At 64.6% G+C, this 14,598-nt stretch carries 12 protein-coding genes; 1 reads left to right on the forward strand and 11 read right to left on the reverse strand.

Going from position 1 to position 14,598, the window contains the following annotated elements:
- Positions 1 to 130: 130 nt before the first annotated feature.
- Positions 131 to 898, forward strand: coding sequence for a hypothetical protein (locus HOP59_RS06470; protein WP_234253258.1), 768 nt, complete (start codon positions 131 to 133; stop codon positions 896 to 898).
- A gap of 361 nt (positions 899 to 1,259) precedes the next feature.
- Here the strand turns inward: HOP59_RS06470 and moaA are convergent, their stop codons facing one another.
- The 11 genes from moaA to HOP59_RS06525 all read right to left on the reverse strand — a co-directional run bounded on the left by moaA (position 1,260) and on the right by HOP59_RS06525 (position 14,548).
- Positions 1,260 to 2,246, reverse strand: a complete 987-nt coding sequence (gene moaA / locus HOP59_RS06475; RefSeq protein WP_234253259.1) for a GTP 3',8-cyclase MoaA — start codon at positions 2,244 to 2,246, stop codon at positions 1,260 to 1,262.
- On the reverse strand, positions 2,243 to 2,662 hold the full coding sequence (locus tag HOP59_RS06480; protein WP_010626268.1) for a putative zinc-binding protein: 420 nt from the start codon (positions 2,660 to 2,662) through the stop codon (positions 2,243 to 2,245). Before HOP59_RS06480 ends, moaA begins: the two co-directional genes overlap by 4 nt.
- 43 nt (positions 2,663 to 2,705) lie before the next feature.
- Positions 2,706 to 3,449, reverse strand: coding sequence for a Crp/Fnr family transcriptional regulator (locus tag HOP59_RS06485; protein ID WP_010626267.1), 744 nt, complete (start codon positions 3,447 to 3,449; stop codon positions 2,706 to 2,708).
- Entirely contained in the window at positions 3,409 to 4,650 is a 1,242-nt protein-coding gene (locus HOP59_RS06490) for a molybdopterin molybdotransferase MoeA (protein WP_234253260.1), read from the reverse strand. Before HOP59_RS06490 ends, HOP59_RS06485 begins: the two co-directional genes overlap by 41 nt.
- Positions 4,647 to 5,231, reverse strand: a complete 585-nt coding sequence (gene moaB, locus HOP59_RS06495; RefSeq protein ID WP_234253261.1) for a molybdenum cofactor biosynthesis protein B — start codon at positions 5,229 to 5,231, stop codon at positions 4,647 to 4,649. The genes HOP59_RS06490 and moaB overlap by 4 nt, the downstream gene beginning before the upstream one ends.
- Positions 5,232 to 5,240: 9 nt before the next feature.
- Positions 5,241 to 6,062, reverse strand: a complete 822-nt coding sequence (locus HOP59_RS06500) for a peptidylprolyl isomerase (RefSeq protein ID WP_234253262.1) — start codon at positions 6,060 to 6,062, stop codon at positions 5,241 to 5,243.
- 197 nt (positions 6,063 to 6,259) lie between these two features.
- The gene (gene narI, locus HOP59_RS06505; protein WP_010626263.1) at positions 6,260 to 6,949 is read right to left on the reverse strand and encodes a respiratory nitrate reductase subunit gamma; all 690 of its coding nucleotides are present in this window, start codon (positions 6,947 to 6,949) and stop codon (positions 6,260 to 6,262) included.
- Positions 6,950 to 6,961: 12 nt separating this feature from the next.
- A complete protein-coding gene (gene narJ, locus HOP59_RS06510) occupies positions 6,962 to 7,750 on the reverse strand; it encodes a nitrate reductase molybdenum cofactor assembly chaperone (RefSeq protein WP_010626262.1) in 789 nt (262 codons plus the stop codon).
- On the reverse strand, positions 7,743 to 9,305 hold the full coding sequence (gene narH, locus HOP59_RS06515) for a nitrate reductase subunit beta (RefSeq protein ID WP_234253263.1): 1,563 nt from the start codon (positions 9,303 to 9,305) through the stop codon (positions 7,743 to 7,745). The genes narJ and narH overlap by 8 nt, the downstream gene beginning before the upstream one ends.
- Entirely contained in the window at positions 9,302 to 13,066 is a 3,765-nt protein-coding gene (locus HOP59_RS06520; protein ID WP_234253264.1) for a nitrate reductase subunit alpha, read from the reverse strand. Before HOP59_RS06520 ends, narH begins: the two co-directional genes overlap by 4 nt.
- A gap of 198 nt (positions 13,067 to 13,264) precedes the next feature.
- Positions 13,265 to 14,548: an MFS transporter gene (locus HOP59_RS06525; protein WP_010626259.1), complete on the reverse strand. Its 1,284-nt coding sequence runs from the start codon at positions 14,546 to 14,548 to the stop codon at positions 13,265 to 13,267.
- Positions 14,549 to 14,598 lie beyond the last annotated feature (50 nt).

Below are 14,598 nucleotides of genomic sequence, written 5' to 3' on the forward strand. Positions count from 1 at the left end.
AAATTATGCGTGACAATGTCACGCAATTCTCGGGAAAATGGCAAAATTTCTACTCCCATACGTTGACACGAGAAACGCATGAACGTAGACTATCCTAAATGATGGAACCCATATGCTGGGGAGAACGTTTATGAGAAGAAAAAGCCCTCGCGCCCCATCCATACCTCTTGATGATGCGATTGAACGCGCACAGAAGCTCTATGAGAAAGAGAAGCGTCATCCAGCCCCAGTAGATGCGATCGCTCAGCATCTGGGATACAAGAACGCTACCAATGGTGCTGCCGCATCAGTCATAGCCACTCTTAAATATTACGGCCTTATACAAAGAGACAGCGAGAAAATGATATCGGTCTCCAATGACTTGGAGCTATACATGTTCTCTCCCACTGAAGAAATGAAGCGGGATTATCTTGTCAAATGGCTTAAAACTCCCCCAGTATTTTCGGACCTGCTGGAGCAATATCAGGATCATTTACCTTCAGATGGAACTCTCAGATTTAACCTAATAAAACGCGGCTTCTTCCAAGAAGCTGCTGACGCTTGTATCGCTGTGTTCAGGCGGTCGGTTGACTATGCGAGATATTATGAGCACACACAACAAGATGAGGTCGTCGGGGAAGAAAGCATAAATCAAGAGGTAGATGAAACGCCGCCTTCAGAGAAGAGTGACATAACTGCCGAGCCCCAAACTCTTAGTCAGGCGCGCCCTGTAACGCCTATCGCCACTTCAGCAGAAACGTATGCTGTACATGATATAGATAGAATTCCAGTTCGTTTGACACGCGGCAGGAAGGCATGGATTGAAATCCCCACCCCTTTTTTTGCTGCTGACAAGGAGAGACTAAAGGCTCAAATTGATCTACTGCTCTCTGATGACGAAGATGATTTTCTTGAGTGAAGAAAAAAGCCCAGAGCAGTTGCAGCTGCGCTGAGCTTAGAATCTACCTAGGAGACACTTGCCCTCCTCAGGTAGGCCGGGATCGCGCCCGACGTTAGTCGTTGGATGATAGACAAGGTGGCGACCGGTGTCAAGTGGCGAGGTTTGAGGTACTCATTTATGAGTATTAGAAAGCCTCCTCCTCCGGGATACCGGTGGATATTTTGCCAAAGCTTTAAGCATTGGCGAACTGGGAAACCAGTCTATCGAAAAGATGGGAAATGCTTTGCATTCCTAGTCCGTAGGTAGGTAAAGAGCCGGGAGAGAAGAATCTCTCCCGGCTCTTTAACCAAGTTAACATATTGACCCAATAATAAATCTTTTATCCCCCGGTCATGTTCATGAAGCGCACCACCTGCACGTCGCCATCGGTGGTGAAGTGGTGACGCTCGGGCTTCTTCTGCATGGCGGCGACAATGGCGGCCTTGAGCCGCTCGAGATCGCCGGGGTAGCGGCGCATCACGGCACGCAGGTCGACCGAGTGTTCGTTGCCCAGGCACAGCAGCAGGCGACCCTCGGCGGTAACGCGTACGCGGTTGCAGGCGGCGCAGAAGTTGTGGCTGTGGGGCGAGATGAAGCCGATGCGCGAGGCGCTGTCGGCCATGCGGTAGTAGCGAGACGGCCCCAGAGTGGTTTCGGTGGTGGGCAGCAGCGTGTGGCGCGCCTCGATGGCGGCACGCACGTCGTCGCTGGAACAGAAGGTCTCGCCGCGGTCGTGGCTCATGTTCTGGCCCAGCGGCATCTCCTCGATAAAGCTGATGTCCACCTCTTCCTTCCTGGCGAACTCCACCAGGTCGAGCACTTCGTCGTCGTTGCGCCCCTTGAGGATCACCGCGTTGAGCTTGATGCGCTGGAAGCCGGCCCCCCGAGCGGCGCGAATGCCGTCGATCACCTTGGCGAGATCGCCGGTGCGGGTCAGAGCGCGGAAGCGCACGGGATCGAGCGAATCGAGGCTGACGTTGAGCCGCTTTAGCCCGCCTTGGTAGAGCGCGCGGGCGTGCTTGACCAGCCCGGCGCCGTTGGTGGTCATGCCGAAGTCGCGCAGACCCGGCAGCGCGCCGAGTTCGGCCACCAGCTCCTCGATGCCGCGACGCACCAGGGGCTCGCCGCCGGTGAGGCGGATCTTCTCCACGCCCAGCTCGACGAAGGCTCGCGACAGGGTGGCGATCTCCTCCAGGGTCAACAGCCTGGCCCGAGGCAGGAAGGTCATCTCCTCGGCCATGCAATAAACGCAGCGGAAGTCGCAGCGGTCGGTGACGGAGAGGCGGACGTAGCGCACGGTTCGGCCGAAGCCGTCGATCAGGCTCATGCGTTCTCCTCGGCGTTGACTTCTACGTGAGATACGGCATCCATCGGCAGGCGGGCGATCAGCTCACCGACCTGCTCGGCTACTTCGTTGACGGTTTCGTCGTCGTAGCTCTGGCCGCGACGCTTGCGAAAGCCCTGTTCATAAAGCTTGACGTGTTCGCTGGCGCTCACCCCTGCCCGGGCCAGGCAGTGGGTCACGCAGTGCATCTGGCAGCCGTCGATGGCAACGATGGGCCGCCCCGAGCGGGCAATGCGCACCAGGCCCGGCACACCGCCGCCGACGCCGGAGATGCACGACATCTCGGCCACGCCGGTATGGTCGAGCCGCACGGCCACGTCGTTGGCCAGCTGCGCCACGTCGGAGCAGCCTGAGCAGGAGTAGACCAGGGTGCGAGGTTTGTTCGCGGTTCGGGACATGCAGCCCTCCCTTTTTGCCACGCGCGACCCCGCGCCGACGACCTCAGTCGTCGGCCAGCATGGCGTCGCGCAGTTTCTGCTCGTCGAGCACCGTCAGGCGTTGGCGGTCGATGCCGATCACGCCGCCGTCGCGCAGCTTGGCCAACAGCCGCGACAGGGTCTCCGGTGTCATCGCCAGTTGGGCGGCGAGCCAGCGCTTGGGAATCGACAGGCGCACCACCCGCGGGCTCTTGCTGCGCCCCGCCGGCAGCTGACGCAGGATGTAGCTGACCAGCCGCGACATGGCATCGGCCTGGGTCAGCAGGGCCAGATCCTCGAGACGCTCGGTCAGCTCCAGCGCCAGCCGGCTCATGAACTCGGCGCGGCAGGCGGGCTGGCGGTCCATGATCTCGCGACAGTGCTGAGCGGGAATGGCCAGCACGTGGGTGCGGCGCAGCGCCTCGGCGGAGTAGAGATAGACCCCCGCACTGGAGACCATGCTCAGCTCGCCCAGGGTGCCGCCGCGCTCGACGCAGCGAATGGTGGCCAGGCGGCCGTCGCCCGCGCTGCGCGCCAGGCGCACCGCACCGTTGATGACGATGTAGAGCCAGTGCGCCGGCGCGTCCTGACGAAACAGCCATTCGCGGGTCTTCAGCGACTGCAGCTCGGAGTCCTGCAACAGCGCCGTTACCTCTTCTTCGTCGAGCTCGCTCAACCAGGGCACGCCGTTGACCAGCTCGCGCAGCTGCTTGGGCTTGAACAGCAGGTCAGTCGACGAACTGTCCGGCGGGTAAATAGGGATATTCACGACCTTCCTCCACGTCGGTATCGGCGGCCATCATCAGATAGCCGTGCGCCTGGCTGGCGGCATGCAGCATGTGGGAGCCCTGCCCGCCGGCGAGCAAGGCTACCGGATGGTCGCCCTGCCAGTCGAGCGTCACACGCAGCAACTCGCGCCGCCCTGGACTGCCCCGCCGCGAGAAGCCGGCACGCACACGATAGTGTTGTAGTGGCCCGACGGTGCGGCCCTGGCAGCCCTGAACGAAAGGTCTCGCCAGCAGATGCCAGCCCACCAGGGATGCCACCGGATTGCCCGGCAGGCCCAGCAGCGGCACGCCCTCGGGCGAGCCGTCGTCCAGGTAGCCGAAGGCGAACGGCTTGCCCGGCTTCATCGCCACGCCATGGAACCAGAGCCCACCGAGCTCATCGAGCACGGGCCTGACGTGGTCCTCTTCGCCCACCGACACGCCGCCGGTGCATACCACCAGATTAGCGCCGTCACGGGCGATGGCGAACGCCTCGCGCAAGGCATCGGGATCGTCGGCGATGATGCCGAGATCCAGCACCTCGCAGTCGGCCTGCTCGAGCAGCGCCTTCAGCATCACCCGGTTGCTGTTGTAGACCAGCCCGGGAGCGAATGCCGTGCCCGGCTCGATCAGTTCGTCGCCGGTGGATATCAGCGCCACCTTGAGGCGCGGCAGTACCGGCACCTCGGCGATGCCTTGGCTGGCCAGCAGCGCCAGTGCCGCAGCGTTCAGCGTCCAGCCTGCCGTCAGCAGCGTGTTGCCCTTACGGTACTCCTCCCCGCGGCGGCGAATGTTGGCCCCTGGCTTCGCTTCGCCGACCACGTGCATGCGCCCCGCTTCGTCCAGGCATACCCGCTCCTGGGGCACCACGCAGTCGGCTCCCTCGGGCACCGGCGCGCCGGTGAAGATACGCGCGCAGCCGCCTGCGGGCAGCGGCTCGATGGCCGCACCCGCCGGCACCCGCATGACCACCGGCAGGCCGGCGTCGCTGAGTTCCGCCAGGCGCAGGGCATAACCGTCCATCGCGCTGTTGTCGATGCCGGGCATGTCGAGCCGTGCCGTCAGGTCGCGGGCCAGCACGCGCCCGGCGGCACGCTCCAGCGCCACGGGCTCCTCTCCCCGCACCGGCTCGGCCGCGGCGATCATCCGCGCTCGCGCCACCTCCAGGTCGAGTAATCCTTTGGCAAGCGTGGCACAGCTCATGCGCGCACACCTTGACCGTGGTTAGGTACCGATTCGACGCTGCGTGACTCGCAGCAGTGCTGCTCGGGCAGCACCATGGCGACGAAGTTGCACGGTCGGGTGCGAGCATCGAGCTGGCTGGCCAGAATGCCGTCCCACGCCGTGGCGCAGGCCTTGGGCGAGCCGGGCATGGCGAAGATCAGGGTGCGGTTGGCCACGCCGCCCACCGCCCGCGACTGCACGGTGGAGGGGCCGATGCTGTCGAACGAGAGCTGGCGGAACAGCTCACCGTAGCCGTCGATGGCGCGGTCGAACAGCGGCACGAGAGCCTCGGGCGTGGTGTCGCGCACGGTAAAGCCGGTACCGCCGTTGACCAAGATGACCTGCACGTCGTCGCGCACCACCCACTTGGAGACCACCGCGCGAATCCGGTAGATGTCATCGGGCACGATGCGCCGGTCGACCAGGGCATGGCCGGCCTCGGAGAGGCGTTCGCTGAGCAGGTCGCCGCTGCCGTCGCGGTCGAAGCCGCGGGTATCGGACACGGTCAGCACGGCGATACCGAGCGGCACGAAGCGAGCGTTGGCGTGGACGTGGGACATGAACTTCTCCTATTGCATCAGGCTGCCGGCGGCATCGTCATCCAACTCGACGCCTTCGACGCCGATCTCCTCTTCCAGCGCCAGCAGATAGTGGCGCAGGGCGCGGCGAGTGGCCTGTTCACGTAGGGTGTGGCGCACGCGCTCGGCGACCTGCTCGAAGGGCAGGCGCTGACCGCCTTCGCGCGCGTCGATGCTCACCAGGTGCCAGCCGTAGCGCGAGGCCAGCGGACGGTCGTGTAGCCCTTCGGGCAGGTGCTGCAGGGCGCGGTCGAGTTCGGCCACGGTCTGCCCTTGCGCCAGCCAACCCAGCTCGCCACCCTCGCTCTTCGAGGGGCAGGCGGAGTGGCGCATGGCGAATTCGGTGAAGCGCTCGGGAATTGCCGCGAGCTCTTCGAGCAGCGTTTCGCCCAGACGATACTGCGCATCGCGCGCCTCGGCATCGTCGGGAGCGGCAGCCAGCAGAATGTGGCGAACGGCGATGCGAGTCGGTGCGCTGAAGCGCTCGGGCTCGGCGTCGAAGAAGCGGCGGCAGGCCTCTTCTTCGGGCTCCGGGACATCCAGTTCCTGTTCGAGCAGGGTGGCGATGGCGGCGTCGTGCTCGCTTTCGTCCCGGGAATCCGCGCTCAGCAGACCGAGCTCGACGGCGCGCTGGCGCAGCAGTTCGCGAACCACCAGGGCGCGGGCGGCCGCAAGCTTCGCCTCGTCGGCGCTCGCTGCCGGGTGGTACTGCATCTCGCGGGCGATGCTCTCTTCGTCGATCGACTTGTCCCCGACCTTGACGGGCGGCGGGGCGTAGCGGCCCGGCAACTGTGCGATCTCGATCATTTGCATGATGCTGATCCTCTAATACATGACATAAGCGGCTGTCGATGCCCGGGGCTGTTCCGTCGACAGGCCTGCGAGGAGGCGCTGTGAACCCATCCCTGGGCGCTACTTTTGCCATCCATGGCAAAAGACCTCCTCGTCCACCTTTCCCCGGCCCTTGAGTGGTGCCATTGCTCGCAAAGCTAAGCGAGCGCTTGAACCTGTCAGGCCCCGCCGGTGCGACGACGCACGATCTGGTAGCGCCGTCCCAGGTAGCCCATCGGCGCGCTCCACACGTGAACCAGGCGGGTGAAGGGGAAGACCAGGATGATGGTCAGACCCACCAGGATGTGCAGCTTGTAGATCCAGCTCACCCCCTCCAGATAAGCGGCAGCACCGCCCTGGAAGAACACGATGGACTGCGCCCAGCCGGAGAACTGCAGCATCTTGCTACCGTCCAGGTGGCCCAGAGTGGGCAGGATGGTGAGCAGGCCGAGCGCCACCTGAAGCACCAGCAGCCCGATGATCACGGTGTCCATGGTGCTGGAAGAGGCGCGCACCCGCGGGTTGGTGAGGCGACGATGGAACAGCATGGCGCCGCCCACCAGACACATCACGCCGGCGATACCGCCCACCACCACGGCGATCACCTGCTTGGAGCCGGCACTGATGAAGGGGCTGTAGACCCAGTGCGGCGTGAGCAGGCCGGCCAGATGGCCGAAGAAGATCACGATGATGCCGATATGGAACAGGTTGCTGGCCAGGCGCATGTTCTTCGACGACAGCATCTGGCTGGAGCCGGTCTTCCAGGTAAACTGACCCTGGTCGTAGCGCAGCAGGCTGCCGATCAGGAAGACGCTGCCGGCGAGGTAGGGGTAGAGCCCGAACAGCAGGGTATCGATGTAGTTGCTCATGACAGGTCTCCGTTAGTGTTTCTTGGCGGCATCGACGGGGTCGAGGATGCGAATCGCCTCGCCCTGCACCTGCCGCTTGCGCTCGGCCAGGCGGCGCCCTTCGGCGGACTGCAGCGCGCAATCCTCGTCGGACTTGGCGGAGAAACGCACCGCCTCCTCCTCCCACACCGCGTCCAGCGCTTCGGGGGTGTCGTCGCGCTTCTCGCTGACCACCGCCTGACGCTGCGCCTCGATGTCCTCTTCGGCGTCGATCAGCGCCAGCAGTGCGCGGGTTACCAGGGCCTGGTCGGCGCCGCGCTCCTCGAGGCGTGCGGTGAGCAGCGCCAGGATGTGGCGGATCTCGCCCAGCCAGCGGCCGATCTCCTCGTCGCTGCGGGTGGAGAGGTACTCCAGGAACAGCGGCAGGTAGTCGGGCAGTTCGCGGGCGTCGAGCTCGAAACCGGCGGCCTTGTACTCGTCGATCAGGTCGACCATGGCCTGGCCGCGATCGCGGGACTCGCCGTGCACGTGTTCGAACAGCAGCAGCGAGTGGGCGCGGCCCTTGTCGAACAGCGCCACGTACTCGGACTGCAGCTCGAGCAGGTCGCCGTCTGCGATGCGCTGGCACCAGCTCATCAGGTCGGCCTTGAGCGCCGCCGAGAGGCGGCGCTCGACGTAGAGCGCCTCGATCAGTTCATCCACCGCGCCCTGCAGCGCCTCGGTGGGGTAGTCCAGCAGGCGGGCCAGCACGCGCAGGCTGCGCATGCCGAACTCCGGCTGGATCATCGCCTCGTGGGGCATCTGGAGTGCTGCATCAGCCATGGTGAGTCTCCTTGGCGCCAGTTTTCGGGTCGAACACGTCCACCGGCTTGACCAGCGCGCTGGTCTGCTTGCGGCCGTTGAACAGACTCGGCTTGCTCTCGCCGTGGCAGCCGTCGCCGAAGCTGAAGCCGCAGCCGCCGCGCTCGGGGAACGCTTCGGTGGCCATCTCGCGGTGGCTGGTGGGGATCACGAAGCGATCCTCGTAGTTGGCGATGGCCAGGTAGCGGTACATCTCTTCCACCTGAGCCTCGCTGAGACCCACGGCGTCGAGCACCTCGGTGTCGTGCTTGCCTTCGACGTGCTTGTTGCGCATGAAGACGCGCATCGCCATCAGCCGCTTGAGCGCCAGCACCACGGGCTCTTCCTCACCGGCGGTGAGCATGTTGGCCAGGTAGCGCACCGGGATGCGCAGCGACTCGATCTTGGGCAGCACGCCGTCGTACTCGACCTTGCCGGCCTCGGCGGCCGACTGGATCGGCGACAGCGGCGGCACGTACCAGACCATCGGCAGGGTGCGGTACTCGGGGTGCAGCGGCAGCGCCAGCCCCCAGTCCATGGCCATCTTGTAGACCGGGCTCTCCTGAGCGGCCTTGATCACGTTGTCGGTAATGCCGTCCTTCTTGGCCTGGGCGATCACCTCGGGGTCGTTGGGGTCGAGGAATATCTCGCACTGCCGGTGGTAGAGGTCGCGCACGTCCGGCGAGCTGGCCACTTCCTCGATGCGGTCGGCGTCATACAGCAGCACGCCGAGGTAGCGGATGCGACCCACGCAGGTCTCGGAGCAGATCGTCGGCATGCCCGACTCGATGCGCGGGTAGCAGAAGATGCACTTCTCGGATTTGCCGGTCTTCCAGTTGTAGTAGATCTTCTTGTACGGGCAGCCGGAGATGCACATCCGCCAGCCGCGGCACTTGTCCTGGTCGATCAGGACGATGCCGTCCTCCTCGCGCTTGTAGATCGCGCCGCTCGGGCACGAGGCCACGCACGCCGGGTTCAAGCAGTGCTCGCACAGGCGCGGCAGGTACATCATGAAGGTGTTCTCGAACTGGCCGTAGATGTCGGCCTGCACCTGCTCGAAGTTCTTGTCCTTGCGGCGCTTGGCGAACTCGGTGCCGAGGATCTCCTCCCAGTTGGGACCCCATTCGATCTTCTTCATGCGCTCGCCGGAGATCAGCGAGCGGGGACGCGCCACCGGCTGGTGATCGCCCTGCTTGGCGGTATGCAGATGCTGATAGTCGAAGTCGAACGGCTCGTAGTACTCGTCGATCTCGGGCAGGTCGGGGTTGGCGAAGATGTTCGCCAGCACCCGCCACTTGCCGCCGATACGCGGCTCGATATTGCCGTCCTTGCGGCGCATCCAGCCGCCCTTCCACTTGTCCTGGTTCTCCCACTCCTTGGGATAGCCGATACCGGGCTTGGTCTCGACGTTGTTGAACCAGGCGTACTCCAGACCTTCACGGCTGGTCCAGACGTTCTTGCAGGTGACCGAGCAGGTGTGACAGCCGATGCACTTGTCGAGGTTGAGGACCATGCCTACCTGGGAACGAATCTTCATTTCACGGTCTCCTGCACGCTGTCGTTGCCTTCGCCATCCAGCCAGTCGATTCGGTTCATCTTGCGGATGAGGACGAATTCATCGCGGTTGGAACCAACGGTGCCGTAGTAGTTGAAGCTGTAAGAGAGCTGCGCGTAGCCGCCGATCATGTGGGTCGGCTTCGGGCACACCCGGGTCACGGAGTTGTGCATGCCGCCGCGGGTCTTGGTGACTTCGGAGCCCGGCACGTTCACCTGACGCTCCTGGGCGTGGTACATCATCACCATGCCGTCCTTGACCCGCTGACTGACGATGGCCCGAGCGGTGATGGCGCCGTTGGCGTTGAACAGCTCGATCCAGTCGTTGTCCTCGATGCCGATCTCCTGGGCGTCGTTCTCCGACATCCACACCACCGGACCGCCGCGGTTGAGCGTCAGCATCAGCAGGTTGTCGCTGTAGGTGGAGTGGATGCCCCACTTCTGGTGCGGGGTGATCCAGTTCAGCGCCTTGGTCGGGTTGCCGTTGTCCTCCGGCATCTGGAAGCCGGTGATGGTCTTGGTGTTGATCGGCGGACGGTAGGTCAGCAGGCTCTCACCGAAGGCGCGCATCCAGGGGTGATCCTGGTAGAACTGCTGGCGGCCGCTCACGGTGCGCCACGGAATCAGCTCGTGCACGTTGGTGTAGCCGGCGTTGTAGGAGACGTGCTCGTCTTCCAGGCCGGACCAGGTCGGGCTCGAGATGATCTTGCGCGGCTGAGCGACGATGTCGCGGAAGCGGATCTTCTCCTCGTGCTTGGGCGTGGCCAGGTGGGTGTGGTCGCGTCCGGTGATCTTGGACAGCGCATCCCACGCCTTGACCGCCACCGCACCGTTGGTTTCCGGCGCCAGGGTCAGGATCATCTCGGCGGCATCGATCGCGGTCTCGATCTTCGGCCGGCCCTTGGCGGGACCTTCACTCTTGCGGTAGTTCAGCTTGCCGAGCAGCTCGACCTCGGATTCGGTGTTCCAGGCGATGCCCTTGCCGCCGTTGCCGATGGTCTCGAGCAGCGGGCCAACGGAGGTGAAGCGCTCGTAGGTTTCCGGGTAGTTGCGCTTGACCTCGATCAGCGCCGGCATGGTCTTGCCGGGGATCGGCTCGCACTCGCCCTTCTTCCAGTCCTTCACTTCGGGCTGGGCCAGCTCCGCCGGGGAGTCGTGCTGGTGCGGCAGGGTGACCAGATCGGTCTCCTCGCCCAGATGGCCCACGCACACCTCGGAGAACGCCTTGGCGATGCCCTTGTAGATGTCCCAGTCGCTGCGCGACTCCCACGCCGGGTCGGTGGCCGCGGTCAGCGGGTGGATGAACGGGTGCATGTCCGAGGTGTTGAGGTCGTTCTTCTCGTACCAGGTGGCCGTCGGCAGCACCACGTCGGAGTAGAGGCAGGTAGAGGACATGCGGAAGTCCAGCGTGACCACCAGGTCGAGCTTGCCTTCCGGCGCCTCGTCGTGCCACTTCACCTCTTCCGGCTTCTGGCCGCCCATCTCGCCCAGGTCCTTGCCCTGGATGCCGTTACGGGTGCCCAGCAGGTACTTGAGCATGTACTCGTGGCCCTTGCCCGAGCTGCCCAGCAGGTTGGAGCGCCACACGAACAGGTTGCGCGGGAAGTTCTGCGGGCTGTCCGGATCCTCCGCGGCGAACGCCAGCTCGCCGCTCTTGAGCTGCTGGACGGCGTAGTCCTTGGTCGACATGCCCGCTTCGGCAGCCGGCTTGGCCAGGCGCAGCGGGTTGGTGCCGAGCTGCGGCGCGGAGGGCAGCCAGCCCATGCGCTCGGAGCGCACGTTGAAGTCGATCAGGCTGCCGGTGTACTTGCTGGGATCGGCCAGCGGCGACAGGATCTCCTTGACCTCGAGCTTCTCGTAGCGCCACTGGGAGGAGTGGTTGTAGAAGAACGAGGTGGAGTTCATGTGGCGCGGCGGACGCTGCCAGTCGAGGCCGAAGGCCAGCGGGGTCCAGCCGGTCTGCGGGCGCAGCTTCTCCTGACCCACGTAGTGGGCCCAGCCGCCGCCGCTCTGGCCGATACAGCCACACATGACCAGCATGTTGATCAGACCGCGGTAGTTCATGTCCATGTGGTACCAGTGGTTCATCGCGGCACCCACGATGACCATGGAACGACCCTGGGTCTTGTCGGCGTTGTCGGCGAACTCACGGGCGATACGGGCGACCTGCTCGGCGGGCACGCCGGTGATCTTCTCCTGCCAGGCCGGGGTGTAGGGGCGGATCTGGTCGTAGGAGGTGGCGCCGTCGTCCTCGCCTTCCTTGCCGAAGCCGCGGTCGATGCCGTAGTTGGCGCACATCAGGTCGAACACGGTGACGGCCAGGATCTCCGTGCCGTCGGCCTTCTTCAGGCGCTTGGCGGGCAGGCTGTGGAACAGCAGCTCGTTGCCGGCCACATGATCGAAGTGCTCGTGGGCGATGCCGCCGAAGTAGGGGAACGCCACCCTGGCCACGTCGTCATGGCTCTCGGCCAGGGTCAGCAGCGGCTTGATCTCGGCGCCGTCGGCGCTGCGCTCCTCGAGGTTCCACTTGCCCTGGTTCTCTTCGCTCTCACCCCAGCGGAAACCGATGGAGCCGTTGGGCACGACGAGGCTATCGGACAGCTCGTCCCACGCCACGGTCTTCCACTCGGGGTTGTTGTCCTGCCCCATGTTGCCGTCGAAGTCGCTGGTACGCAGCTGCTTGCCGGGCACGAAGCTGCCGTCCTCACGCGCTTCGAGCTCGACCAGGAAAGGCATGTCGGAGTACTTGCGCACGTACTCGGTGAAGTAGGCGCTGGGCTTGTCGAGGTGGAACTCCTTGAGGATGACGTGGCCCATGGCCATGCCGAGGGCGGCGTCGGTGCCCTGCTTGACCGACAGCCACTCGTCGGTGAGCTTGGAGACCTCGGCATAGTCCGGGGTGATAGAGACGGTCTTGGTGCCCTTGTAGCGCACTTCGGTGAAGAAGTGGGCGTCCGGGGTACGGGTCTGGGGCACGTTGGAACCCCAGGCGATGATGTAGCCGGAGTTGTACCAGTCGGCCGATTCCGGCACGTCGGTCTGCTCGCCCCAGGTCTGCGGGCTGGCCGGCGGCAGGTCGCAGTACCAGTCGTAGAAGCTCATGCACACGCCGCCGATCAGCGACAGGTAGCGGCTGCCCGCGGCGTAGCTGACCATCGACATGGCCGGGATCGGCGAGAAGCCGATGATGCGGTCGGGGCCGAACTGCTTGGCGGTGTAGACGTTGGAGGCGGCGATCAGCTCGTTGAGCTCATCCCAGTTGGCACGCACGAAGCCGCCCATGCCGCGGGCGCGCTTGTACTGCTTGGTCTTGGCCGGGTCGGAGACGATGGAAGCCCAGGCATCTACCGGGTCGCCGTGCTGCTGCTTGGCCTCGCGCCACAGCTTGAGCAGCGGCTTGCGGATCAGCGGGTACTTGAGGCGGTTGGCGCTGTACATGTACCAGGAGTAGCTGGCGCCACGCGGGCAGCCCCGCGGCTCATGGTTGGGCAGGTCCGGGCGGGTACGCGGGTAGTCGGTCTGCTGGGTTTCCCAAGTGACCAGGCCGTTCTTGACGTAGATCTTCCAGCTGCAGGAGCCGGTACAGTTCACGCCGTGGGTGGAACGCACGACCTTGTCGTGCTGCCAGCGCTGACGATAGCCGTCCTCCCAGCCACGGGACTCCTCGCGGGTCTCGCCATGCTCGTTGGCGAAGGGCTCGCGGGCCTTACGGAAGAAATTCAGCCGATCTAAGAAGTGACTCATGGTCGATCTCCAGGCTTCTTGAAGTGTTGCGTGGCACCCGGGCCACCCCGCCTGCCGTGTCGTGCGACGTGATCCACACGACCGCCGGGGCAGGTTCTTGAAGCGAAGTCTGGAGCATCGAAAAGCGGATTACTGCCAGGTTACCTCCATATACACCCCGTCTACCCACAAGGTGATAGACCGCTCGGTGAAAGGTGGTTAGTCCGCCTGGGCACGCACTCCCTCCCACAGCATCAGCAGCATGCACACTGCCAGCGCGGCGTAGAGGAACATGAAGCCGGCGGTGCGCACGCCGATCCACTCGTTGCCGAGCACGAACATCAGCGGCAGCACGGCGGCGAACAGCCCGCCCAGGGCCAGCGCCAGCCCGCCCGAGCGCACCATGTCGTCACCGTATTCGCGGTGCAGCAGGCACATCAGGCTGCCCTTGCCGATGCCCATGGCCAGCCCCATCACCGCAAGCAGCGCGGTGAAGCCGTAAAGCGGCATGGAGAAAACGAGCGTGAGGTCGCCATGCACGCCATGGATCTGCATGGTGAAGTCGGGATAGGAGAGCAGGAACAGGCACACCATGACGCAGGCGCTGACCCACCAGCGCAAATCGCGGAAATCGCGCCGGTCGGCCAAGGCGCCACCGACGATCTGACCCACCCCGCCAGGCAGGGTGAAGGCCAGCGCCCACAGCGCGGCCAGCTTGAGCGAAAGCTGATACTGCGCCGCCAGATAGCCCGGCAACCACAGCGCCAGCGCCACGAAGGCGCCGTAGAAGAAGCTGTAGTAGAGCGCCAGACGGCACACCGCAGGCGGCGGCAGCCAGCACCGGCGCACCCGAACGTACTCGGGCGAGGGTTCGAGATCATCGAGTGCTTCGACCGACAGGGAGACCTTCCTCGGCGCATCCTCGGCGAACACCCACAACAGCAGTGCCACCAGCAGCACCGGCAGCAGGTAGAGCTTGGGCGCCATGGGCCAGCCGTAGGCCTGGCTGATCAGGGGCAACAGGAAGTAGGTCAGCCCCGCCCCCAGCATGCCGGCGCCGTAGAGCCCCAGCGCTAGCCCGGCATGACGCCGCGGGCACAGCGCCGCCACGTAGACCAGGCCGGCAGCCAGCGAGCCGGCCCCCAGCCCCAGCCCGGCACCGGCCAGCAGAAACTCCAGGTAAGCGTCGGAGTGGGCAATCGCCCACAGGAAGGGACAGATCAGCAGCAGACAGCCGATCATCACCCGCCGCCCGCCGAGGCGATGCGCCAGCACCGCCATGGGCAGCGCCGCCAGCGCACCGGTGAACATCGGCATGGCCAGCAGCAGGGCAAACTGTACTTCGCCGAAGTGCAGCACGCGCTTCAGCTCGACGCCCAGCACGGCGAAGATGGTCCAACTGGCGAACACCAGCGCGAAGGCCAGCGGCGACAACAGCACGACCACCAGCGAACGGTAGTCGACCTGCGCGCCCAGCGGCGGGGCTTTTACGGCAGGCTGCATGAACGGTTTGTCTCATGGGGTGGTCGAAGAGATTCTCGTTTCCGTCCCCT

It is taken from the genome of Billgrantia aerodenitrificans (assembly GCF_021404405.1).
Taxonomy (GTDB): Bacteria; Pseudomonadota; Gammaproteobacteria; order Pseudomonadales; family Halomonadaceae; genus Halomonas; species Halomonas aerodenitrificans.